18 protein-coding genes are annotated in these 20,087 nt (G+C 57.8%); 9 read left to right on the top strand and 9 right to left on the bottom strand.

Features of this window, described 5'->3' with window-relative positions; translation table 11 throughout:
• Positions 1-24: 24 nt before the first annotated feature.
• The 3 genes from prmA to Q0J75_RS03310 are packed head-to-tail and all read right to left on the bottom strand — an operon-like array spanning position 25 to position 2,423.
• Positions 25-969 carry a 50S ribosomal protein L11 methyltransferase gene (gene prmA, locus Q0J75_RS03300; RefSeq protein WP_297196753.1) on the bottom strand — a complete coding sequence of 315 codons (945 nt, stop codon included), beginning with the start codon at positions 967-969 and terminating at the stop codon, positions 25-27.
• Positions 969-1,841, bottom strand: coding sequence for a DegV family protein (locus Q0J75_RS03305; RefSeq protein ID WP_297196755.1), 873 nt, complete (start codon positions 1,839-1,841; stop codon positions 969-971). The genes prmA and Q0J75_RS03305 overlap by 1 nt, the downstream gene beginning before the upstream one ends.
• An 18-nt stretch (positions 1,842-1,859) precedes the next feature.
• Complete coding sequence (locus Q0J75_RS03310) at positions 1,860-2,423, bottom strand: DUF1836 domain-containing protein (RefSeq protein ID WP_297196757.1); 564 nt, start codon at positions 2,421-2,423, stop codon at positions 1,860-1,862.
• 316 nt (positions 2,424-2,739) lie between these two features.
• On the opposite strand from Q0J75_RS03310, the gene Q0J75_RS03315 reads away from it, so the two are divergent.
• The 3 genes from Q0J75_RS03315 (at position 2,740) to Q0J75_RS03325 (ending at position 5,121) form a co-directional block, all read left to right on the top strand.
• Positions 2,740-3,606, top strand: a complete 867-nt coding sequence (locus Q0J75_RS03315; RefSeq protein WP_297196759.1) for an ABC transporter substrate-binding protein — start codon at positions 2,740-2,742, stop codon at positions 3,604-3,606.
• Positions 3,607-3,680: 74 nt separating this feature from the next.
• Entirely contained in the window at positions 3,681-4,412 is a 732-nt protein-coding gene (locus Q0J75_RS03320; protein WP_297196761.1) for an amino acid ABC transporter permease, read from the top strand.
• Positions 4,399-5,121, top strand: coding sequence for an amino acid ABC transporter ATP-binding protein (locus Q0J75_RS03325; RefSeq protein ID WP_297196763.1), 723 nt, complete (start codon positions 4,399-4,401; stop codon positions 5,119-5,121). Before Q0J75_RS03320 ends, Q0J75_RS03325 begins: the two co-directional genes overlap by 14 nt.
• 53 nt (positions 5,122-5,174) lie before the next feature.
• On the opposite strand, the gene Q0J75_RS03330 is transcribed toward Q0J75_RS03325, so the two are convergent.
• Both Q0J75_RS03330 and Q0J75_RS03335 read right to left on the bottom strand, forming a co-directional pair.
• Positions 5,175-6,854: a DAK2 domain-containing protein gene (locus Q0J75_RS03330; protein ID WP_297196764.1), complete on the bottom strand. Its 1,680-nt coding sequence runs from the start codon at positions 6,852-6,854 to the stop codon at positions 5,175-5,177.
• A gap of 35 nt (positions 6,855-6,889) precedes the next feature.
• Positions 6,890-7,240, bottom strand: a complete 351-nt coding sequence (locus Q0J75_RS03335; RefSeq protein WP_297196767.1) for an Asp23/Gls24 family envelope stress response protein — start codon at positions 7,238-7,240, stop codon at positions 6,890-6,892.
• 222 nt (positions 7,241-7,462) lie between these two features.
• On the opposite strand from Q0J75_RS03335, the gene Q0J75_RS03340 reads away from it, so the two are divergent.
• Complete coding sequence (locus tag Q0J75_RS03340; protein WP_297196769.1) at positions 7,463-7,648, top strand: hypothetical protein; 186 nt, start codon at positions 7,463-7,465, stop codon at positions 7,646-7,648.
• Positions 7,649-7,721: 73 nt separating this feature from the next.
• Here the strand turns inward: Q0J75_RS03340 and Q0J75_RS03345 are convergent, their stop codons facing one another.
• Both Q0J75_RS03345 and Q0J75_RS03350 read right to left on the bottom strand, forming a co-directional pair.
• Positions 7,722-8,852, bottom strand: a complete 1,131-nt coding sequence (locus tag Q0J75_RS03345) for a metallophosphoesterase (RefSeq protein ID WP_297196770.1) — start codon at positions 8,850-8,852, stop codon at positions 7,722-7,724.
• A 15-nt stretch (positions 8,853-8,867) separates the two neighbouring features.
• Positions 8,868-10,625 (bottom strand): ABC transporter ATP-binding protein, encoded by a 1,758-nt coding sequence (locus Q0J75_RS03350; RefSeq protein ID WP_297196772.1) that lies wholly within the window; start codon positions 10,623-10,625, stop codon positions 8,868-8,870.
• 410 nt (positions 10,626-11,035) lie between these two features.
• Between Q0J75_RS03350 and Q0J75_RS03355 the strand changes: the two genes are divergently transcribed.
• Both Q0J75_RS03355 and Q0J75_RS03360 read left to right on the top strand, forming a co-directional pair.
• Positions 11,036-12,616 (top strand): S-layer homology domain-containing protein, encoded by a 1,581-nt coding sequence (locus Q0J75_RS03355; RefSeq protein WP_297196774.1) that lies wholly within the window; start codon positions 11,036-11,038, stop codon positions 12,614-12,616.
• A gap of 138 nt (positions 12,617-12,754) precedes the next feature.
• Positions 12,755-13,507 carry a helix-turn-helix domain-containing protein gene (locus tag Q0J75_RS03360; protein ID WP_297196776.1) on the top strand — a complete coding sequence of 251 codons (753 nt, stop codon included), beginning with the start codon at positions 12,755-12,757 and terminating at the stop codon, positions 13,505-13,507.
• 91 nt (positions 13,508-13,598) lie between these two features.
• On the opposite strand, the gene Q0J75_RS03365 is transcribed toward Q0J75_RS03360, so the two are convergent.
• Positions 13,599-14,051, bottom strand: a complete 453-nt coding sequence (locus Q0J75_RS03365) for a GNAT family N-acetyltransferase (protein ID WP_297196778.1) — start codon at positions 14,049-14,051, stop codon at positions 13,599-13,601.
• Between the two features lie 363 nt (positions 14,052-14,414).
• On the opposite strand from Q0J75_RS03365, the gene Q0J75_RS03370 reads away from it, so the two are divergent.
• The 3 genes from Q0J75_RS03370 to rlmD all read left to right on the top strand — a co-directional run bounded on the left by Q0J75_RS03370 (position 14,415) and on the right by rlmD (position 17,920).
• Complete coding sequence (locus tag Q0J75_RS03370; protein ID WP_297196780.1) at positions 14,415-15,347, top strand: AEC family transporter; 933 nt, start codon at positions 14,415-14,417, stop codon at positions 15,345-15,347.
• 142 nt (positions 15,348-15,489) lie between these two features.
• Positions 15,490-16,305, top strand: coding sequence for a hypothetical protein (locus Q0J75_RS03375; RefSeq protein WP_297196782.1), 816 nt, complete (start codon positions 15,490-15,492; stop codon positions 16,303-16,305).
• On the top strand, positions 16,292-17,920 hold the full coding sequence (rlmD, locus tag Q0J75_RS03380; protein WP_297196784.1) for a 23S rRNA (uracil(1939)-C(5))-methyltransferase RlmD: 1,629 nt from the start codon (positions 16,292-16,294) through the stop codon (positions 17,918-17,920). The genes Q0J75_RS03375 and rlmD overlap by 14 nt, the downstream gene beginning before the upstream one ends.
• A 73-nt stretch (positions 17,921-17,993) precedes the next feature.
• On the opposite strand, the gene Q0J75_RS03385 is transcribed toward rlmD, so the two are convergent.
• On the bottom strand, positions 17,994-20,063 hold the full coding sequence (locus Q0J75_RS03385; protein WP_297196786.1) for an AAA-like domain-containing protein: 2,070 nt from the start codon (positions 20,061-20,063) through the stop codon (positions 17,994-17,996).
• Positions 20,064-20,087: the final 24 nt, after the last annotated feature.

The following is a 20,087-nucleotide window of genomic DNA, read 5'->3' on the forward strand; positions in this document are numbered from 1 at the left end:
ATGGCGGCACGCCCTTTTTCCTGTTTATGCCCGTTTCGCGGCCAGGGATACCCAACCGTTCTGCTCCCGGCGGCGGATAATGCGCAGGCCGTTGCGCTCCAGGGCGGCCTGGACCTCGTCGGCCCGGGTGTCGATGATGCCGGAGCACAGGAATACCCCGTCCCCGGTCATCCACTCCCCCGCCTTGGCGGACAGAGGCATAATAACATCTGCCACAATATTGGCCAGTACCAGAGGATAGCGCCGCTCCCCCAGCTCCTTCACCAGGGCCTGGTCGGTGAGCACATCCCCCGCCCGAACGGTATACCGGTCTTTCCCGATCCCGTTGAGGGAGGCGTTTTCATAGGCCACATCCACCGCCTTGGGGTCGATATCCACCGCCACGGCGGAAGAAGCCCCCAGGGCCATGGCGGCGATGGACAAAATACCGCTGCCGCAGCCCAGATCCAGCACCGGCTGGCCGGGGACCACATACTCCTCCAGCCCCATCAGGCACAGCTGGGTGGAGGCGTGGTTGCCCGTACCAAAGGTGAGGCCGGGGTTGAGGTACACCGGGGTGCGCCCCTCCGGCGGGGTCTGGTCCTTCTCCCATTCAGGCACGATCCACAGCTTCTCCCCCACCGCCATGGGCTTATAATACTTCTGCCAGGAGTGGGCCCAATCGTTGTCCCCCAGAGAGGAGAGGGTATAGGGCTGGCGGATGCCCTCCAGCCAGCGCTCCAGCTGGGCCTTGCCGTCGTCGTCGTCGGTGACGTAAAACTTGACCCGGCACACCCCTTTCATCCGCTCCAGCAGGTCCTCGTCCACATAGTCCCAATACTGACGGTTCTGCTCCAGGAAGGTCTTGAAGTCCTCCTCGTCCTCAATGGCAAATCCGGTGACGCCATTGGCGGTGAGCCGGGCGCACAGGCCGTCCAGCTCCTCCTCGGTGGTGTCCAGCACCACCTCCAGCCACTTCAAATCCTCCATCAGCGTTCACTCCCCAGGAAAAACAGGGCCACGGTGCCCGGTCCCGAGTGGGCGCCGATCACCGGCCCCACATAGTTGATGACCACCGTCTTTACCCCAAAGCGGGCCTTCACATCGGCAGCCACCCGCTGGGCGTCGGCCTCACAGTCGCCGTGGCTGATAAATACCACCTGCTCCGCCGGGTTCTGGGCGGTCTGCTCCATGTGGTCCACCAGGGCCTTCAAAGAGGCGTTCCGGCCCCGGGCAGTACCCACCTTAATAAGGTGGCCCTCATTGTCCACATGCATCACCGGCTTGATGGACAGCATGGTGCCCAGTACGGCGGTGGCGGCGGAGATCCGCCCACCCCGCTTGAGGAAGTGGAGATCGTCCACCGTAAACCAGTGGCACAGGTTGAGCTTGTGCGCCTCGGTCCAGTCCCGCACCTCGTCCATGGTCTTGCCTTCTTTTTTCTGCTGGGCGGCGTACCACACCAGCAGGCCCTGACCCAGGGAGGCGCACAGGGTATCCACCACATACACCTTCCGGTCGGGGTACTGCTCCATCAGCTCCCTGGCGGCAATCTGCGCCGAGTTGCAGGTAGTGGACAGGCCGGAGGAGAAAGCCAGCACCAGCACGTCCTTGCCCTCCTTCAAAAAGGGCTCGATGGCATCGGTATAGGTGGCCACGTTAACGGCGGAGGTGGTGGCCATAGCCCCACCCCGCAGGCGGGCATAGAAATCTGCCGGGTCAATGTCCCGGTTGTCCGGCCAGTTATAGTAGATTTTATCCTCCATGGTGAAGGACAGCGGGAGCACCTCCACTCCCAGCTCCGCCACCAGCTCCGCCGACAGATCGGCGGAGGAGTCGGTCAAAATCACATACTCTCCCATCAGCGAGATAACCTCCTGTTATAATTTCAGATCTTTTTCCTTGCTTTTCCCCTTTTTTCCGCTTTCCTTCTCTGCCTGGGGCTGCTTGGCCCGCAGCAGTTCCAGAATCCGCTGGCAGGCCAGCTTATCGGCGTAGCTGCGCAGCGCCAGCGCCAGGGCCAGACCGGGCAGGTCCTCCTCCCCGGCGGTGGGGTCCAGGGACCCGGCGGTCACGTCCAGGGCCCGGTCCAGCTCCATGCGGAACTGCTCATACAGGGCCTGAGGCTCCCGCCCCTGAGCCGCCGAGGCCAGCAGCAGCCCTGTGTCCTTCACCGACAGCACCTGCTTCAAAGCGCACAGAGCGGTGAGATAGGCCAGATGGGTGCGGGAATACCGCTTGCCCTCCGCCCGGGGCATGGCCCCGTCCTTAATATAATTATTCACCATGGCGGAGGTGAGGGCCTCCCCCTCGCCGTAGTGGATGAGCTGCCGGGGCATATAGCTGATAAGCTGATCCATATACAGGCCGATATCGGGCAGGCCCTCCCAGTCCACCGGCCGCTCGTTCTCCAGCCGCTCTTTTAATGCGCGGATCTCTTCCAAAAGGCCTCCTCCTTCCTGGTTTTCAAAACCATATCTGAAGATATCGCCGCCATTATACCACATCGCTTTCCCGGAAGTAAACCCCTTCAAGGATTGAAAACAGGCCCTTTTCCTTACATAACAGCATTATGTGAACCCACTTCCCGCCCCATACCCCGCAGAGAGAGCACCAGGGAAAACTTTTTGGTTTTTTGTTGGGTTTGACGAATGAATAAATATTGCATTTCTTTGCATACCGTGTATAATAGAAACTACCTTATTTCAAGGTAAGGCAAAGAGGATCGCGCCAAGCGCATGAATAGGAGAGTATAACGTCATGAAGAATTTCAAGAAGCTGGCCCTGATGGGCCTGACTGCGGCCATGTCTCTGTCTCTGCTGGCCGGCTGCGGCAACGGCACCACCGGTACGGCCAATACTCCCGCCGCCAATTCCAACACCCCCAGCGGCAGCACCGAGAGCAGCACCCCCGCCGCCACCGGGGAATTTACCACCGTGGAGGAGGGCAAGCTCCACATGTCCACCAACGCCCAGTTCCCCCCCTATGAAATGACCACCGATGACGGCGGCTTCGAGGGCATCGACGTGGAGGTGGCTCAGGCCATCGCCGACAAGCTGGGCCTGGAGCTGGTGGTGGACGATATGGCCTTCAACGCCGCTCTCACCGCTGTACAGACCGGTCAGAGCGATATTGCCATGGCGGGCATCACCGTTACCCCCGAGCGTGAGGCGGTGATGGAGTTCTCCAACACCTACGCCAACGGCGTGCAGGTGGTCATCGTCAAGGAGGACTCCCCCATTGAGACCGTGGATGATCTGGCCAACGCCAGCATGATCGGCTGCCAGGCCGACACCACCGGCTACATCTACTGCTCCGACACCCCCGAGAACGGCGGCTATGGCGAGGACCATGTCACCGCTTACGACAACGGCGCTCTGGCTGTTATGGCTCTGGTCAACGGTCAGGTGGACGCTGTGGTCATCGACAACGCTCCCGCTCAGGAGTTTGTGGCTGCCAACCCCGGCCTGAAGATCCTGGACACTGAGTTTGCCAACGAGGATTACGCCATCGGCTTTGCCAAGGGCAACACCGCTCTGAAGGACGCTGTGAACACCGCTCTTGAAGAGCTGATCGCTGACGGTACCGTTCAGTCCATCGTTGACAAGTATATTCCGTCGAAGTAAACTGGACCTTGGAGAAGGGCGGCCTTCTGTGCCGCCCTTCTTCTCATATTTCAGGAAAGGAGGCCTCTTCTATTATGCTGACTGAATTTGCGCAGTGGCTGACGGCCCTGGGTGGGCGCTTTCATACGGCATTTGTGGAAGGAGACCGCTGGAAGCTCTATCTGGAGGGACTGGGCGTTACCCTGGGAATGACGGTGGTGGCCCTGATCCTCGGTATGGTCCTGGGTGTGGTGGTGGCCGTCATCCGTACCGCCCACGACCAGCAGCGCCCCAAGCAACACAATTTTTTACTGGGCATCCTCAATCTGATCTGCAAGATCTATACCACTATCATCCGCGGCACCCCCATGATGGTGCAGATCCTGATCTGGGGATTTGTCATCTTCGCCTCCAGCCGCAACAAGTTCATGGTGGGTATTATCGGCCTGGGTATCAACTCGGGGGCCTATGTGGCGGAAATCGTCCGGGGCGGCCTGATGAGCGTGGACATGGGCCAGATGGAGGCCGGCCGTTCTCTGGGCTTGGGCTATCTGGACACCATGCGCTTTATCGTCATTCCCCAGGCCTTCAAGAACATCCTGCCCTCCCTGGGCAACGAGTTCATCACCCTGTTTAAGGACACCTCTCTGGTCAACGCCATCGGCGCGGCCGAATTGACCTATCAGGCCATGCGGATCGGCGGCCGGACCTATGACTATATGCCTCCGCTGATTGGCAGTGCTGTGATGTATCTGGTGATCGTCATTATCTTCACCTGGCTCCAGGGTATTCTGGAAAGGAGGCTGCGTCAAAGTGATCGACGTTAAAAACCTGTCCAAGGCCTTTGGAAAAAATCTGGTGCTGGACGACATCTCCGAGCATATCCATCCCGGGGAAAAGGTGGTCATCATCGGGCCCTCCGGCTCGGGCAAGTCCACCTTCCTGCGCTGCCTCAACCTGCTGGAGACCCCCACCAGGGGCACCATTACCTTTGAGGGCACGGATATCACCGACCCCAAGTGCAACATCGACCAGATCCGCCAGCACATGGGCATGGTGTTTCAGCACTTCAATCTGTTCCCCAACATGACCATCCGCAAAAACATCACCCTGGCCCCTGTCCGCACCAAACTGATGGGCCAGGCCGAGGCCGACGACACCGCCACCGCCCTGCTGCGGCGGGTGGGGCTGGAGGAAAAGGCGGACGCCTATCCCGCCCAACTCTCCGGCGGTCAGAAGCAGCGCATCGCCATCGTGCGGGCCCTGGCCATGAAACCCAAGGTGATGCTTTTTGACGAACCCACCTCCGCCCTGGACCCCGAGATGGTGGGCGAGGTGCTGGAAGTCATGAAGCAGCTGGCCGACGAGGGCATGACCATGGTGGTGGTCACCCACGAGATGGGCTTTGCCCGGGAGGTGGGCAGCCGGGTCCTCTTTATGGACGGCGGCCACATTCTGGAGCAGAACGAGCCCCACGCCTTTTTCGCCAACCCCAAGGAACAGCGCACCATTGAATTTCTGTCCAAGGTCCTGTAAAACCGCAAAAAGCCGCCCCATCCGGTTGGATGGGGCGGCTTTTTGCATATCGGTTACTCGGCGGAAATCATATAGTAGTACACAGGCTGACCGCCGGAGAGCAGGGTGATCTCGGCGTTGGGGCAGCACTGGGTAAAGAGCTCCAGGGTCTTCTGGGCGTCCTTCTCGGACACATCCTCGCCATAGAAGATGTTGATGAACTCGGCGCCCTGCTGGGCGTCGGCCTCGGCCAGACGGCGGAGCAGTTTGTCCAGCTTCCGGTCGGTGCCGAAGAGCTGGTGCTCGGTCAGGGCCAGATAGTCCCCCCGCTTGATGGCAAAGCCGTCAAAGTCGGAGTCCCGGGCGGCATAGGTGATCTCGGAGGTGGTCACATGGCCGATGGCCTCGGTCATGGCGGCCACATTGTCCTCCTGGGTCCCCTCCGGGTCCATGACCATCAGAGCGGAGATGCCCTGGGGCACGGACTTGGTGGGGAGTACCACCACCTGCTTGCCCTCAGCCAGGCGGACGCACTGCTCGGCGGCCATGATGATGTTCTTGTTGTTGGGCAGGACAAAGACGATCTCCGCCGGGGTGGCGTCGATCTCCTTCATAATGTCGTCGGTGGAGGGGTTCATGGTCTGTCCCCCACTGATGACCCCGTCGGCCCCCAGATCCCGGAACACGGCGGCCAGTCCCTCGCCGGCGGCCACCGCCACCACGCCGTACTTCTTTTCGGGAGCAGCGATCTTCCGGCCGCCCTCCTCGTGGTGGTCGTGGTCGTCCTCCAGATCGTCGGTGCTCTGGATGTGCCGCCCGGCGGCCAGATCCTCCGCCTGGGTGCGCATGTTCTCGATCTTGGCCAGCTCCAGGGTGCCGTACTTCTGGGCCTCGGTCAGGGCGGCGCCGGGAATATCGGTGTGGACGTGGACCTTGAAGCAGTCGTCGTCCTCGCCGATGACCAGGCTGTCGCCGATGCTGTTCAGATAGGCCTCAAAGGGCTCCAGGCCCTTGTTGGTGGTCTTGCGGACAATGAACACCGTATCAAAGGTAAAGGTGATCTCCTCGGCGGCAATGGCGGCATAGTCGGTCTTGTTCTCCGACTGGGCGCTCTCTCCGCCGTCCTCCGGCATGGGCAGGCCCCGCAGGGAGTCCAGCATACCCTGGAGGATCACCAGAAAGCCCTTGCCGCCGGCGTCCACCACCCCCGCCTTTTTCAGGACAGGATTCATCTCGGTGGTGTGCTCCAGAGCCACCTGGCCCTCGGCAATGGCGGCCTCCAGCACGGCCTCCGGGTCGTTGGGAGTCTTGCGGGCGGCGTCGGCGGCCCGGGCGGCAGCCAAACGGGAGACGGTCAGGATGGTACCCTCGGCGGGCTTCATGACCGCCTTGTAGGCCGCGGCCACGCCAAAGTCCAGGGCGATGGCCAGATCCCGGCCGTCGATCTCCTCCTTGTCCTTCACGGCCTTGGAAAAGCCGCGGAACAGCAGGGACAGAATGACACCCGAGTTGCCCCGGGCCCCCCGCAGCAGGGCGGAGGCGTTGGTGGCGGCCGCCTCCCCCACGGTGCGGGGCTGCTTTTTGCGCAGCTCGGCGGCAGCGGTGGAGATGGTCAGGCTCATATTGGTGCCGGTATCGCCGTCAGGCACGGGGAATACGTTCAGCTCGTTGATCTGCTGCTTTTGAAGATTGATGGAGGCTGCCCCATGGATGATAGCCTGGGCAAAGGACGCTCCGTCAATGCGCTCTCTCATGTCTGTGTTCCTTCCTTTCAATGGGCGGGACGGCTTCAGCCGATGACCATGGAGTCAATGCAGACATCCACGTTGCGCACCTCGGCGCCGGTGGTACGTTGCACGATATAGCGGACCTCGCTCATGATGGAGCGGCTCACCGCCATCAGGTTCACGCCGTTGTCCACGATGATATGCAGTTCAATGGAGACGGAGGAGTCCTCGTTATAGGTGACCTTGACGCCCTTGCCCATAGACTCCCGGCGCAGGAGATGGACCAACCCGTCGGTCTTGGAGCGCACGGCCATACCCTTCACACCGTAGCAGTTGGTGGCGGCGGCGCCGGTGATATTGGTAAACACTTCGCTGCTGATGGTGATATCGCCCCGTTCAGTTTGCACCTTCATTGACTTATCCCTTCCTTTCCTGGGGTGTCTTGCTGGCATCCCCGTCAAAGCGGGGGAAAAGGTTTCATGGATTTGTCTTTCTATTGTATTCCATTTCGCTCCAAATTACAAGGGAAAAAAGTTTCTGCAAAGTGGGAATGTACACTTGTAATTTCCACTCAAAGCGTGTACACTGTTCCTATCAGCATTTTGTTTCCAACACAAAAGGAGGCTGTCTGGATTATGAAAAGTTTTTTCTCCGCCATCATTAAGCTCCTGGCCGTACTTGCCGTGCTGGGCGCCGTGATCTACGCCGTTGTTGCCTACTGGGACAAGGTGATGGAGCTGGTGTGCAAGATGAAGAGCCTGGTCTCCGGCCGGAGCGACGACGACATGGAAGATATGGAGTTCGCCGACTGGGAAGAGTAAGCATTTGAAAAGGGCCGCTGCCAAAGCAGCGGCCCTTTTTGTATCTCAGCGTGGAGTCAGGCAAACGCACCCGCTACAGGCCCGCCCGGCGGGGATCGGCGGGCGGGCGGCACAGCCGGCCAAAATACCAGCCGGTGACCCCGTTCTTTTTCACCAGAGCCCGGTCGGCCAGCCGGCGGACGATGGACAGGATATCCCCCGGCTCCACCGCCGGGCGATAGTCGGTGGACTCTTTGCACAGCGTGACCCCGCCGGAGCGGTACAGGTAATCGGTGAGCACGTCTACATTCCGGCCGCTCTCCAGATGGCGGCAGCGGCACAGGGCCCCGCCCCGCAGCAGCACCTCCACCTGATTGTGGCCCCAGCGCACATTCACCGACTGTGGGGTCTCCTCCTGCCGGTCCAGAGCCATGGCGGTGGGCAGTCTGTCGTAGGCATACCAGGTAAATCCCTCTCCCGGCGCCTGGGGGAGTACCAGGGCATTGAGCTGGGCGTCCCACTGGAGAGCGCAGCCCCCATCAATGGACACAATATGGTGTACTTCATCCACCAGAGGGTTGGTGGTTGGGATATGGGGGTGATAGATGGTCACAGGGGTATGGCCCACGATACACCACCGGCGGAAGGTCTTGCCTTGCTCCAGGAAGAAATCGTTTTTCATGCACTTCCAGGCTTCCATATCCTCCAGATGGTCTTCGTCCTCCACCCCGCCATGGACAAACAGATAATCGGGGGTGAGCAGGATCTCGGGGATGGCGTCCAGAAAAGCCAGCTCCGGGCCGAAGTGGTCCAGAATCACCTGCCGCAGGGCGGGCAGATCGTCGGGAGAGCGGGTCTCAAAGCCCACCTCCTGGCCCATTTGCAGCAGGGTACACCGGTTGCGCCACACGTTCAGATAGTGGTGGAAAAACTCCGGCCGCACCTGGGGGGCCTCCACAAACTCGGCCACCAAGTCGTCGCAGTTGCCCCGGACCAGGTACACCGTCCGGCGGCTGGAAAGGTCCATGACGTACCGTAGCACCGCCAGACTGTCCGGTCCCTTTTCCACCAGGTCCCCCAGCAGCACCAGGATATCCTCCGGCCCATAGCCTGCCCGGTCCAGCAGGCCCTGGAACATGGGCAGACTGCCGTGGATGTCGCTGATGACCAGCACCCGCCGCCCAGCCGGGAACTCCAGCCGCTGTACCCGGGCCTTTCGTGCCATGGTCGCCACCTCGCTTTATACGGAGACTGATTTCTGAGCCTGATACAACCGGGCGTATTCCCCGCCCTTGGCCATCAATTCCTCATGGGTGCCCTCCTCGGCGATGCCGCAGCCGTCAATGACCACAATGCGCCCGGCGGAGCGGATGGTGGACAGCCGGTGGGCAATGATGAGGGTGGTACGGCCCTGGGCCAGGGCGTCAAAGGCGGACTGGATGCGGGCCTCGGTCACCGTGTCCAGCGCGGAGGTGGCCTCATCCAGGATAAGGATGGGGGGATTTTTCAAAAAGATCCGGGCGATGGACACCCGCTGCTTCTGGCCGCCGGACAGCATAACGCCCCGCTCGCCCACCTGGGTCTGGAAGCCGTCGGGCATCTCCAGAATGTCGTCGTAGATCTCGGCCCGCTTGGCGGCCTCGATGATCTCCGCCTCGGTGGCATCGGGCCGCCCATAGCGGATGTTGTCGTAAATGGTACCGGCAAAAAGGAACACATCCTGCTGGACGATGCCGATGTTCGCCCGCAGGTCGTGCTGCTTCAGCTCCCGCACGTCCTGGCCGTCCACCAGCACCCGGCCGCCGGTGACGTCATAAAACCGGGGGATGAGCTGGCACAGGGTGGACTTGCCGCCGCCGGAGGGACCCACCACCGCCACCGTCTCGCCGGGGTTGATGTGGAGGGTGACATGTTCCAGCACTGGCTCGGAAGAGGACTCGTACCGGAAGGTCACGTCGTCCACCAAAATATCTCCCTTCACGTCGGCAAGGTCCCGGGCGTTGGGGGCATCCTGGATATCGGGCTCCACCCGCATCAGCTCGGTGAACCGCTTGAAGCCCGCCATGCCCTGCATAAACTGCTCCACAAAGGCGGACAGCTTGCGGATGGGGGTAATAAAGGTGGTGACATAGAGGGCAAAGGTGGTCAGGTCGATAAAGTCCATCTGGCCCTTCATAATCAGGAAGCCGCCGAAGGCAATGACCACCACCGACAGGATGCCCATAAAGAACTCCATGCCGGACTGATAGAAGGCCATGGTCTTGTAGTAGCCCCGCTTGGCCCCCCGGAACTGGTCGTTGGCGGCGTTGAACTTGGCGCTCTCGGCGTCCTCGTTGGCGAAGGCCTTGGCGGTACGCATCCCGGAGATGGAGGACTCCACCTCCCCATTGATGCCCGCCAGCTTGGCCTTGACCTCAATAGAGGCCCGCATCATCTTTTTGCGGGTGAGGGCGGTAAAAAGTATGAAAATAGGAATGACCGCAAAGACCACCAGAGCCAGCTGCCACCGGATGGTGAGCATGATGCAGAAGGCCCCCAGGATGGTCACCGAGGAGATGAACAGATCCTCCGGGCCGTGGTGGGCCAGCTCCGTGATCTCAAAAAGGTCACCGGTGACCCGGCTCATCAGCTGGCCGGTGCGGTTTTTGTCATAAAAGGAAAAGGACAGATCCTGCATGTGAGAGAACAGATCCCCCCGGATGTCGGCCTCCATCCGAACACCCAGCAGGTGGCCCCAGTAGGTGACGATGAAGTAAAAGACCCCCTTGAGCACATAGGCCCCCGCCAGCAGGGCCATGACGGCGAAAAAGGTGGTAAACAGCCGCTCAGGCAGCAGGGTCTGCATGGACCAGCGGGACACCATGGGGAAGAGCAGGTCCACGATACAGATGCACAAAGCGCACACCATATCCAGCAGGAACAGCTTCCAGTGGGGCCTGTAATAGGAGGCAAATATCCGCAGATAGCCCCGGTTTTTAAAGTCTTTTTTGTTGGTCATGACGCTCTCCTCTCAAAAATCCGTTACCCTGTAGTATAGCCTGCCGCCGCTGGCTTTGTCAACCGATGAGGCCCACCTGTAAAGCGCTGGGAAAGCCGGCTCATAAAGCCCCATAAACGCCAGGGCCTGGAAAAACTGCTTGCGCTCTTTCAAACGTTGCAGTACAATAAAATCAAGCGAATGGAACGGGCGGGTCACGGAGCATACCACCCCCTGTCTCCATGCAGGAATACCCCGCACGCAGCAATCATCCGCGCCATGTGTACTCCGCTGGGAAGGTCTGTGTTTCGCAAAAAAGTGGTTCCATGCGTTTGTGTGTGATTGGGCTGTGCAGGGTACCTGTATGGCCTTTTTGTCTGCCCCGCAGCGCCCGCAAGTCCATTCATTTTTTTGCAAAGGAGTTGGTCCCAGTGAAACGATGGAAACGAATGTTAGGCGCTTTGCTCGCAATTGTCCTGCTGACAGGCGCCGTCCCGGTCTACGCCGCAGAGCAGACAGAGATGCCGGACTATTTCGGTATTCAGTCTGACGCTGAGAAGACGACGGTAGGCCATACCTTTACCCTCAGCTATGGACGGTCTGGAGAAGATGTTTATGACAGTTTTGAAATAACGGACGATTTCTATTATGCCATAGAACCCGACGGCCAAATTACAGTGACCAACACCAACCCCTCTGATACCGGGTTTGTGTACATATACTGCGAGGTATATGATCCCAAGACCTCCATGATGAGCTATGAGGGAAACACGATCCAGATTCCCGGCGGATATTTCTCCGATGTGGATGAGGACCTTTATTATTTGGGCGCCAACGGCCAGTGGATCTCCGTCTGGTACGGCTACTGGCTTTTGGGCGCAGTGACGGAGGATGACCGTCCGGGCAAGATGCTGGACTATGGGGAATCCTGTACCTTCCGCCTGCCTGACGCCGGAACCGATGGGGCCTACCTGCTCTACTGTTTCTATTTTGACTCAGCAATCACCAACACCCAACCGGGCGAAGATGACATCTATACCGAGTACCAGCGCAATCTCTACATGTATAAGGATACCGCCGACACCGTAGCCGGTTTTACCGACGTACACAAAAGCGACTATTACGCCGACGCGGTGGTGTGGGCCAAGGAAAACAACGTCACCGGCGGCACATCCGCCACCACCTTCTCCCCTGCCGCCACCGTCACCCGGGCTGAGGCTGTGACCTTCCTGTGGCGGGCCGCCGGATCGCCGGAGCCTTCCTCCCTGGTCTCCCCCTACACGGACGTGACCAACAAGGGGGCTTACTACTATAAGGCCGTCCTGTGGGCAGCGGAACAGGGGATCACCGGCGGCATTGGAAACAACCAGTTTGGGCCCACCGTTACCCTGGCCTATGACCAAATCCTGACCATGCTCTGCCGGGCCGTCGGGGAGAGCGCCACCGGCAGCGACTGGTCCGCTGCGGCGGTAAACTGGGCCTCCAAAAATGGGCTCACCGACGGGCTGACCTTCCACGCCAAGTCAAATTGCCCCCGCTCCGATGTGATTTACTGCCTGTGGAAGCAGCTGTCCGACGGCACGCCCATACAGCCCGTCGGCCCGAACAACAGCCAGACCCCCAAGGGCCCCACGGAGCAGGAGGTCTACAACGCCATTGTGGCCCTCAAGTCAGACTATCCCGAGGGGATGCGTTGGACCAACGACAACTACTATCGCTCTGACGCTATGCATGCAAGCGGCTTCGGCTGCGAGGGGTTTGCCCTGATTTGCAGCGATGCGGCCTTTGGTGACCTGCCTGCCCGGACCCACACCTCCTTCGACCAGATCCGGGTGGGGGATCTGATCCGGGTGGGGAACTACCACACCATTGTGGTCCTGGAGAAAAAGAGCAACTCGGTGATCATCACCGAGGGCAACTTCAACAGCTCCATCCACTGGGGACGGGAAGTGACCCGGGCCAGTCTGGAGCAGTCCGGCTTTTCCGTGCGCACCCGCTATCCTGAGGCATAAGCACACCTGCCACATCCCTTCCGCCCCGGAGCTTCCGGGGCGGTTTTTTCAGCTATCACAAAAGAAACCGCCCACTCTACTGCTGTTCGGTTGCCAAATCCCGGCGGTATGGGCTATGATAGCCGGGAGGTGAGCGCTATGTACGACATGGACAAAACCGCTTTCGGCGCCTTCGTGGCCCAGCTGCGGAAGGAAAAGGGCTGGACCCAGAAGGAGCTGGCCGGGCGGCTCCACATTACCGATAAGGCGGTGAGCAAATGGGAGACGGGAGCCAGCATCCCAGACACCGCCCTGCTGATCCCGCTGTCGGAGCTGCTGGGGGTGACGGTGACCGAGCTGCTGCTCTGCCGCCGGCAGGCCCCCCAGCCCATGGAACCGGAGGCGGTGGAGGATGTGGTGAAAACCGCCATCCGCTATTCCGACGAAAGGCCGGGGCGGGCCTGGCAGGAAAAGGGACGCTGGCCCCTGTGGTATGTGCTGGCCCTGCTGGCGGGGGGGCTGGGCCTGTGGGCCAACTGGGTCTGGTGCCAGATCCCCGAGGCTCTGGGGGCCCCCATGCTGCTGGGGGCCGGTTTTGGGGCCTACTTCTGCTTTTTTGCCCGGCTCACTCTGCCGGAGATTTACGACCAGCGGTCCATCAGCATGGTGCTGGACGGCCCCCTTCGGATGAATGTGCCCGGTCTGACCTTCAACAACCGCAATTGGCCCCACATCCTCACGGTAGGCCGGGTATGGTCCTGCGCCGTCATGGTGGGGCTGCCTCTGCTGTCTTTGGGCATGGGGCTGCTCTGTCCTGGATTGTGGGAGGCCGCCCAACTGGGGATCATCCTGTTTCTGACCCTGGGCGGGCTGTTTGTTCCCCTCTATCTGGTTGGAAAAAAGTATCAATGAACCTGACCGGCAGCCTGGCTCGCAGGCTGCCGGTCAGGTTTTGCCCGAAAATCACCCTGAGGAGGGTAAGGCCCGCCGTTGGCTGGCTTGGTTATCGCTCCGATACATAGAGCGTCAGCTCTATTTCATCTTCGTCTGCTGCTCCGGTCTCTGTAAAGCCTTTGCTCTTATACAAAGTCAGCGCCGGGAGATTCTCTCTGTTACAGGTTAAGGTCACCCGATCGGAAGCGCCAAAGGGTTTGGTTTTAATGTAATCAAGCACCCGGTCCAATGCAACGCTGCCATAGCCCCGGCCCTGATTTGATTCATCCATCATCATATGCCAGATATCATATTCAGGGATATCATAGTCGTAAATCACCATGACATAACCAACCATCACATCACCTTTATAAATTCCAAAAGGCTGGCATTGCTCCCGATAGACGTAGGCCTGTGCAAGGCTGCGGATTGGGTGGGATACAAAACGCTCCTGTCCCGGTGCAAGTTTCAGATGAAATGCGTCGATGAAGTTTTCTTGGGTAATTTTTCTGAGATAAATCATAAATTCCTCCATAAATCGTCCTGACTTGATTGATACGTTGGTCTTGTATGAATATCTATGGAAGAACAGACGATTGCATCAAAACGCAAAAAAGCCGTGGTTGATCCACCACGGCAAAAGCAATCAACTAAAAACGATTATACTGCAACCGAGGTCTTCAAAAGATATTCAGATTTCCTATTCCCTCTGTTATTTCTCATCATGAAGCACCTCGCTTTCTATCAGATTTGGTATCATCATAATACTGTCCATTCCTCCTGTCAACCCTTGCTTTTTGTCCAAAACAGGCTGTCGGCTTGCCTCCGTCCCAGTTCAGTGATAGAATAGATGGGATTTTCAAGTTGGTAAAAGAGGGAAACAGACATGATAGACTATCTGTTGCTGGTGTCCTCCCAGGTGGGGACCATGTTTTTGATGATGGCGGCGGGCTTTGTGATGGCCAAGCGGGGGCTGCTCACCCCGGCGGGCATCCCCCAGATGACCAATCTGCTGCTCACCGTGGTGCTGCCCTGTATGCTGGTGAACGCCCTCCAGGTGGAGCGCACCCCCGCCCTGCTGGGCGCCATGGGATACGCCGCCCTCCTGGCAGTGGGGCTTTATATCATCTACTGTCTCTTCATCGTCCCCCTGTTCCGCCGCCAGCCCGCCCCCACCAGCAAAGCCCTCCGCTTCGGGGTGCTCTATGGCAACGTGGGTTTTATGGGCCTTCCCCTGGTGCAGCTGGTGCTGGGAGATGGGGCCATGCTCTACGGCACCGTGGTGCTGGTGGTCTTCAACGCCTTCAACTGGAGCCAGGGCGTGGTGCTCATGGGCGGAAAAGAGCAGGTCTCTTTGAAGCAGGCCGTACTCAACCCGGGCATCCTGGGAACGCTCACGGGCCTGGTCCTCTTTTTGCTGGGCGTTACCCTGCCCCCCATGGTGGGCAACGCGGTGGGCTTTCTGGGCAGCATGAACACCCCCTTGGCCATGATTATCATCGGCGCTCAGATGGCGGCCGCCGACTGGCGCTCCATCTTCCGCAGCCCCGCCATTCTGGCGGCCTCGGCCCTGAAGCTGATCGTCATCCCCCTGCTCACCGCTCTGCTCCTCTACCCCTTCCACCCGGAGCCCGACCTGTACTGTACCCTGGTGCTGCTGGCCGGTGTGCCCACCGCCAGCATTACCGCCATGTTTGCCCAGCGTTATAAGCAGGATGTGCCCACCAGCGCCCAGCTGGTGGCCGTCACCACCCTGTTGTCCATCCTTACCCTGCCCTGCTTCGGGGCCCTGGCCGCCCTTCTCAGCGGGGCCGCCTGACAGCTGAGAGAAATTTGCAAATTAGTCACAAAAGCTTACAAAATGTGTTTTTCCATTTACGGCGGCGGGTGGGGATGGTAAAATGGTGGAACATCCCAATCCCCCGGGCGGCCATCCGCCCACAGCACAATTGGAGGTTACCATGCGTAAACAGACCATTTTGACCGGGGCGGCCGCCCTGGTCCTGGCCGCTTTTCTGGCCGCCTGTAGCGGACCGGCGGTAGAGACCACCCCCACCGCCACCCTCTCCCCCACGCCTGCGGCAGAGTCCACCGCCCCCGCGTTGGAGAGCACCTCCGCTTCGGAGCCCCCTGAGTGGGGCGAGCAGGTCTTTACCCAGACCTACACCGCCGGAGACGGCACCCAGGTCATGGAGGTGCGCTACACCCTGCCCATGGTGCAGAACACCGACGCCTTCCCCGCCGGAGCGGTCATCAACGACTGGTACAAGGCCGACGGGGCCAGCCGCATGGAGAGCGCTGAGGCCAACTACGAGCAGGCGGTGGCCGATTATGATGTGTCCAAGTCCGCCGGGTTCTCCTTCTCCCCCGTCACCGAGGAGATGAGCTATGAGGTGGTCCTGTCCACCGATCAGGTCATCAGCATCCGCCGCACCTGGTACATCAACAGCGGGGCCGCCTATCCCACCGTGTTCCAGCTGGGGGAGAACTTTGACCCCCAGACCGGTATCAAGCTGACCTTTACCGACTTCTTTACCGACGCCCAAACCGTTCAGGAACGGGTGGTGGACGCCTTTATGGCCAAAGCCGACCTGGCCGCCGGCGGTTTTACCCGGGAGGAGATCGCCGGGGCCTATCAGCAGGAGCAGTTCTGTCTGACCTCCGACGGCTACACCTTCTGGCTCCAGGGCAATTCCCTCAACGCCGTCCACTCCCCGGTGGAGGTCACCCTCCCCTACGACTCTCTGAAGGACGTGAGCATGTATGCAGCCCAATAAACCGCTGGAAGGACACACCTATCCCCTGTGTATTGAGGGCTACAGCAGCGACGGCGCCGGTGTGGCCCGGCTGGACGGCATGGTGGTCTTTGTCCAGGGGGGCATCCGTGGGGAGCTGTGCCAGGTGCGGCTCACCCATGTGGGCCGCTCCGCCCTGTGGGGGGTGGTGCGGGAGGTCACCGAGCCCTCTCCCGCCCGTATCTCCCCGGATTGTCCCTATTATGACCGCTGCGGCGGCTGCCACTTCCGGCACATGACCTACGCCGAGGAGCTGGAGGCCAAGCGGGTACGGGTGGAGGACTGCCTGCGCCGCCTGGGCGGGGCGGACGTCCGGGTCACCGAGATCCTGGGGGCCGCCCAACCGGAGCGTTACCGCAACAAGGCCCAGTTCCCCGTGGCCCCCGGTCCCCGCATCGGGTTTTATCAGGCCCGCACCCACAAGGTGGTGGACGTGGCCGACTGCCTGCTTCAGAGTCAGGCGGCCGCCCGGCTGCGGGGGGCGGTGAAGGACTGGATGACGCAGTATTCCATTCCCGCCTACAACGAGAAGGCCCGCGCGGGGCTGGTGCGCCATGTGTATGTGCGGACCAACCGCCGAGGAGAGAGCCTGTGCTGCCTGCTGGTCAACGGGGTGGGGGTACCCCGGGAGCGGGAGCTGGTCAAGGCCCTTCGGGCCGCCGAGCCCGGCCTGGTGGGTATCGTGCTGGGTATCAACCAGAGCCACAGCAATGTGATTTTAGGGGACGCCTACCGCACCCTGTGGGGACAGGATTTCCTGTCCGATACCCTGTGCGGGGCCACCTTCCAGTTGTCCGTCCCCTCCTTTTATCAGGTCAACTCCGACCAGACCGAGGTGCTCTATGGCAAGGCCCTGGAGCTGGCCGGTCTGACGGGACGGGAGACGGTGCTGGATCTGTACTGCGGCATCGGCACCATTTCTCTGGTGATGGCCCGGCGGGCGGGCATGGTGTGGGGGGCCGAGGTGGTGCCCCAGGCGGTGGACGACGCCATTCAGAACGCCCGGCGCAGCGGGATCACCAACGCCCGTTTCCTGTGCGCCGACGCGGGCGAGGCCGCCCGGCAGCTGGCCCGAGAGGGAGTACGCCCCCATGTGGTGTGCGTGGACCCGCCCCGGAAGGGGCTGGCGGAGGACGTGGTGGCCACCATTGCCGCCATGGCCCCGGAGCGGGTGGTCTATGTGTCCTGCGACCCGGCCACCCTGGGCCGGGACGTGAAGCGGTTTGCCCCTCTGGGCTACCATCTGGACTGCGCCACAGCGGTGGACCTGTTCCCCCGCACCGCCCATGTGGAGACGGTAGTACTTTTGTCCAAACTCAACACCAAGCAGCATATCGAGGTGGAGTTGAATCTGGACGAGCTGGATTTGACATCGGCGGAGAGTAAAGCCACCTATGATGAGATCAAAGCCTATGTGCTGGAAAAGCACGGCCTGAAGGTGTCCAGCCTGTATATCTCCCAGGTTAAGCGGAAGTGCGGGCTAGATGTGGGGCAGAACTATAATCTATCGAAGAAGGAAGATGCCAAAGTGCCGCAGTGCCCGCTGGAAAAGGAAGCTGCAATTATGGATGCGCTAAAGCATTTTCAAATGATTTAGCAGGTACTAAATAATAGATTCAATGTAAAATTGACAATACTCCGCCCAAAGTATACTTTGGGCGGAGTATTGTTTAGGATATAGAATCTATTTCTGTTTGAATTGCGGACAAAAAGGCTTCTAATAGCTTTTGTTGAATCACAAACCGTTGTTCTTCAAAGTCGGTAACGCCAGCTGTATCCTCGTTCCAAAATTCTTTATACTTCTTAGCGACATCGGGGTTTAGTTCTAGGTGGTCGCTAGAATGGCGATAAACCTTTATTCGATGTAGTACGTCAAACAAAGCCGGATATGTTGACTTGATTTCATTCCAGAAATATTTCTTTTTCCCCAATGATTTGCCGTATTTTTCGATTGACTCAACGAAGCAACGATTACAGATATTGAAGAAATTTTCAAATTCTGGCTCGTTAGACACTGGTCCTACATTTACAAATCTATCTGCCTCGGGGAAAGAGTTTTCGCCAAAAAGTTTGCACGTTCCTGCATTAGATATTGCTGTTTCCAGTTGACGCAAATCACGTATAATTGACTTCACACGCTGCGCGACCCATTGATTTCGTTTTTCAAGAGGAACAATTCGATATAGGGTTGTTCTCTTTTCTCTCTTGGCTAATTCCATAGCTACGTATCTTCCAGCTACAGGCATTTTAACATATGGCAGCTTTCCATTCTCACGACCAACTAAGCCGTAACTGTACAGATGTTTTGTATACTCTGTAATTGCAGATAACTCCACAAAATCCGATGTTTGTCCAGAAGCTAGCAACTCAAACATCTCATACTCTTCTGGGTAGAATTTTTGGATTTCTGAGACAATATGACGGAAATAGTAAGCTAATTCTACATCAATATCATCTTGTAGCTTTTTTAAGTTATCTGCCGTAACCGTAACGGGGCGTTTATCCGGGTCATTATACTGACGATTAATATAGCTACACGCTAGGCGCAGAAGCATAGGATGTCCATTAAATTGATCGTATAAAAGTTTCACAGAATCAAATTCAAATCTGATACCCATTCTGCGCCCTAAAGTCCGAATCATAGTTCTCGCTTCATCTTCAGATAATCCATGTAAATACTCCGATTGCACGATACTAAATAGCGGATTTTGAACGCCATTAATTGTATCGATTTCTGTAACACTTGGGTTAACACCAGATAATATGAATACCAGATTCCGATGAAGGCTTTGAACAGACCAAATTGTTTGCCAAAAGTCTATAAATTCCGTTTTCCAGTGTTCATCAAGCGGAGATTTGAACGAAATATATTCGATTTCGTCAAACATAATAATGATCTTTATGTTCTTATCTGATGCCGTTTTCACAACATATCGAAAACTCTTAATGATGTTTTGTTCATCATATTCTTTTCGAATGCGTATTTTTAATCGTTTGGCTACATTGCTACATATTTCTCCAAGGAGTTCGTTCCAGTGAAGTTTTCTGTATGATGGAGACTTACAATCATAAAAAAATACAAACCCAAGATGCTGTTCCCGAATAATTCGATCAATCTTAAACAAAAAGGATGTTTTACCTGTTTTGCGTAGCCCAAAGATACCTCGGTTTTCGCATCGGCGAATCGCATCAATGTATCGTGCAGCAATTTGGTGCCGCCCAAAAAAGGAAGCCTCGTCTCTAATCGGAAGAGTATAGCCAAACAAATCTACGTCATAAAAGTTTTTCTTTAAGATTTTTCTAACATACCAGTTATCGCTAGTACTTGAAATTAAATCAGAATATAAAAAGGGAACTAGCGAACGAGATTCTTCCTCAGAAAAAGACATTATTCCTGCATAATTTTGTATTGCAGGATCTTTGGAAACCATAAAAAAGTTAAGTGTATCTATTCGGTTCATGTATGGGAACATTTTAAACAGCATATTTGCAGCCTGTAGAGCGCGTGGCTCTAAAGTATCAAAAGGCGAATATACTAATAAAATTTCTTTCTCCAGGCCAAAAGCTTCTTTCATAAAGTCTTCTGGCTTTATCATATATGAAAAGATTGTAGTGTTATTGATGGACTTCACTTCTGCATAATTTATGTCGAAACCGTTTAGGAACGGCTTCAGGATACTTTCTTGCTCAGGATGTTCGGCCAGAAAGAGATTCATTATTTCTGATTTAATGGTTCCCATTATTTAAACCTCCAACATATATTT

This window comes from uncultured Flavonifractor sp. (assembly GCF_944385615.1).
Lineage (GTDB): Bacteria > Bacillota > Clostridia > Oscillospirales > Oscillospiraceae > Flavonifractor.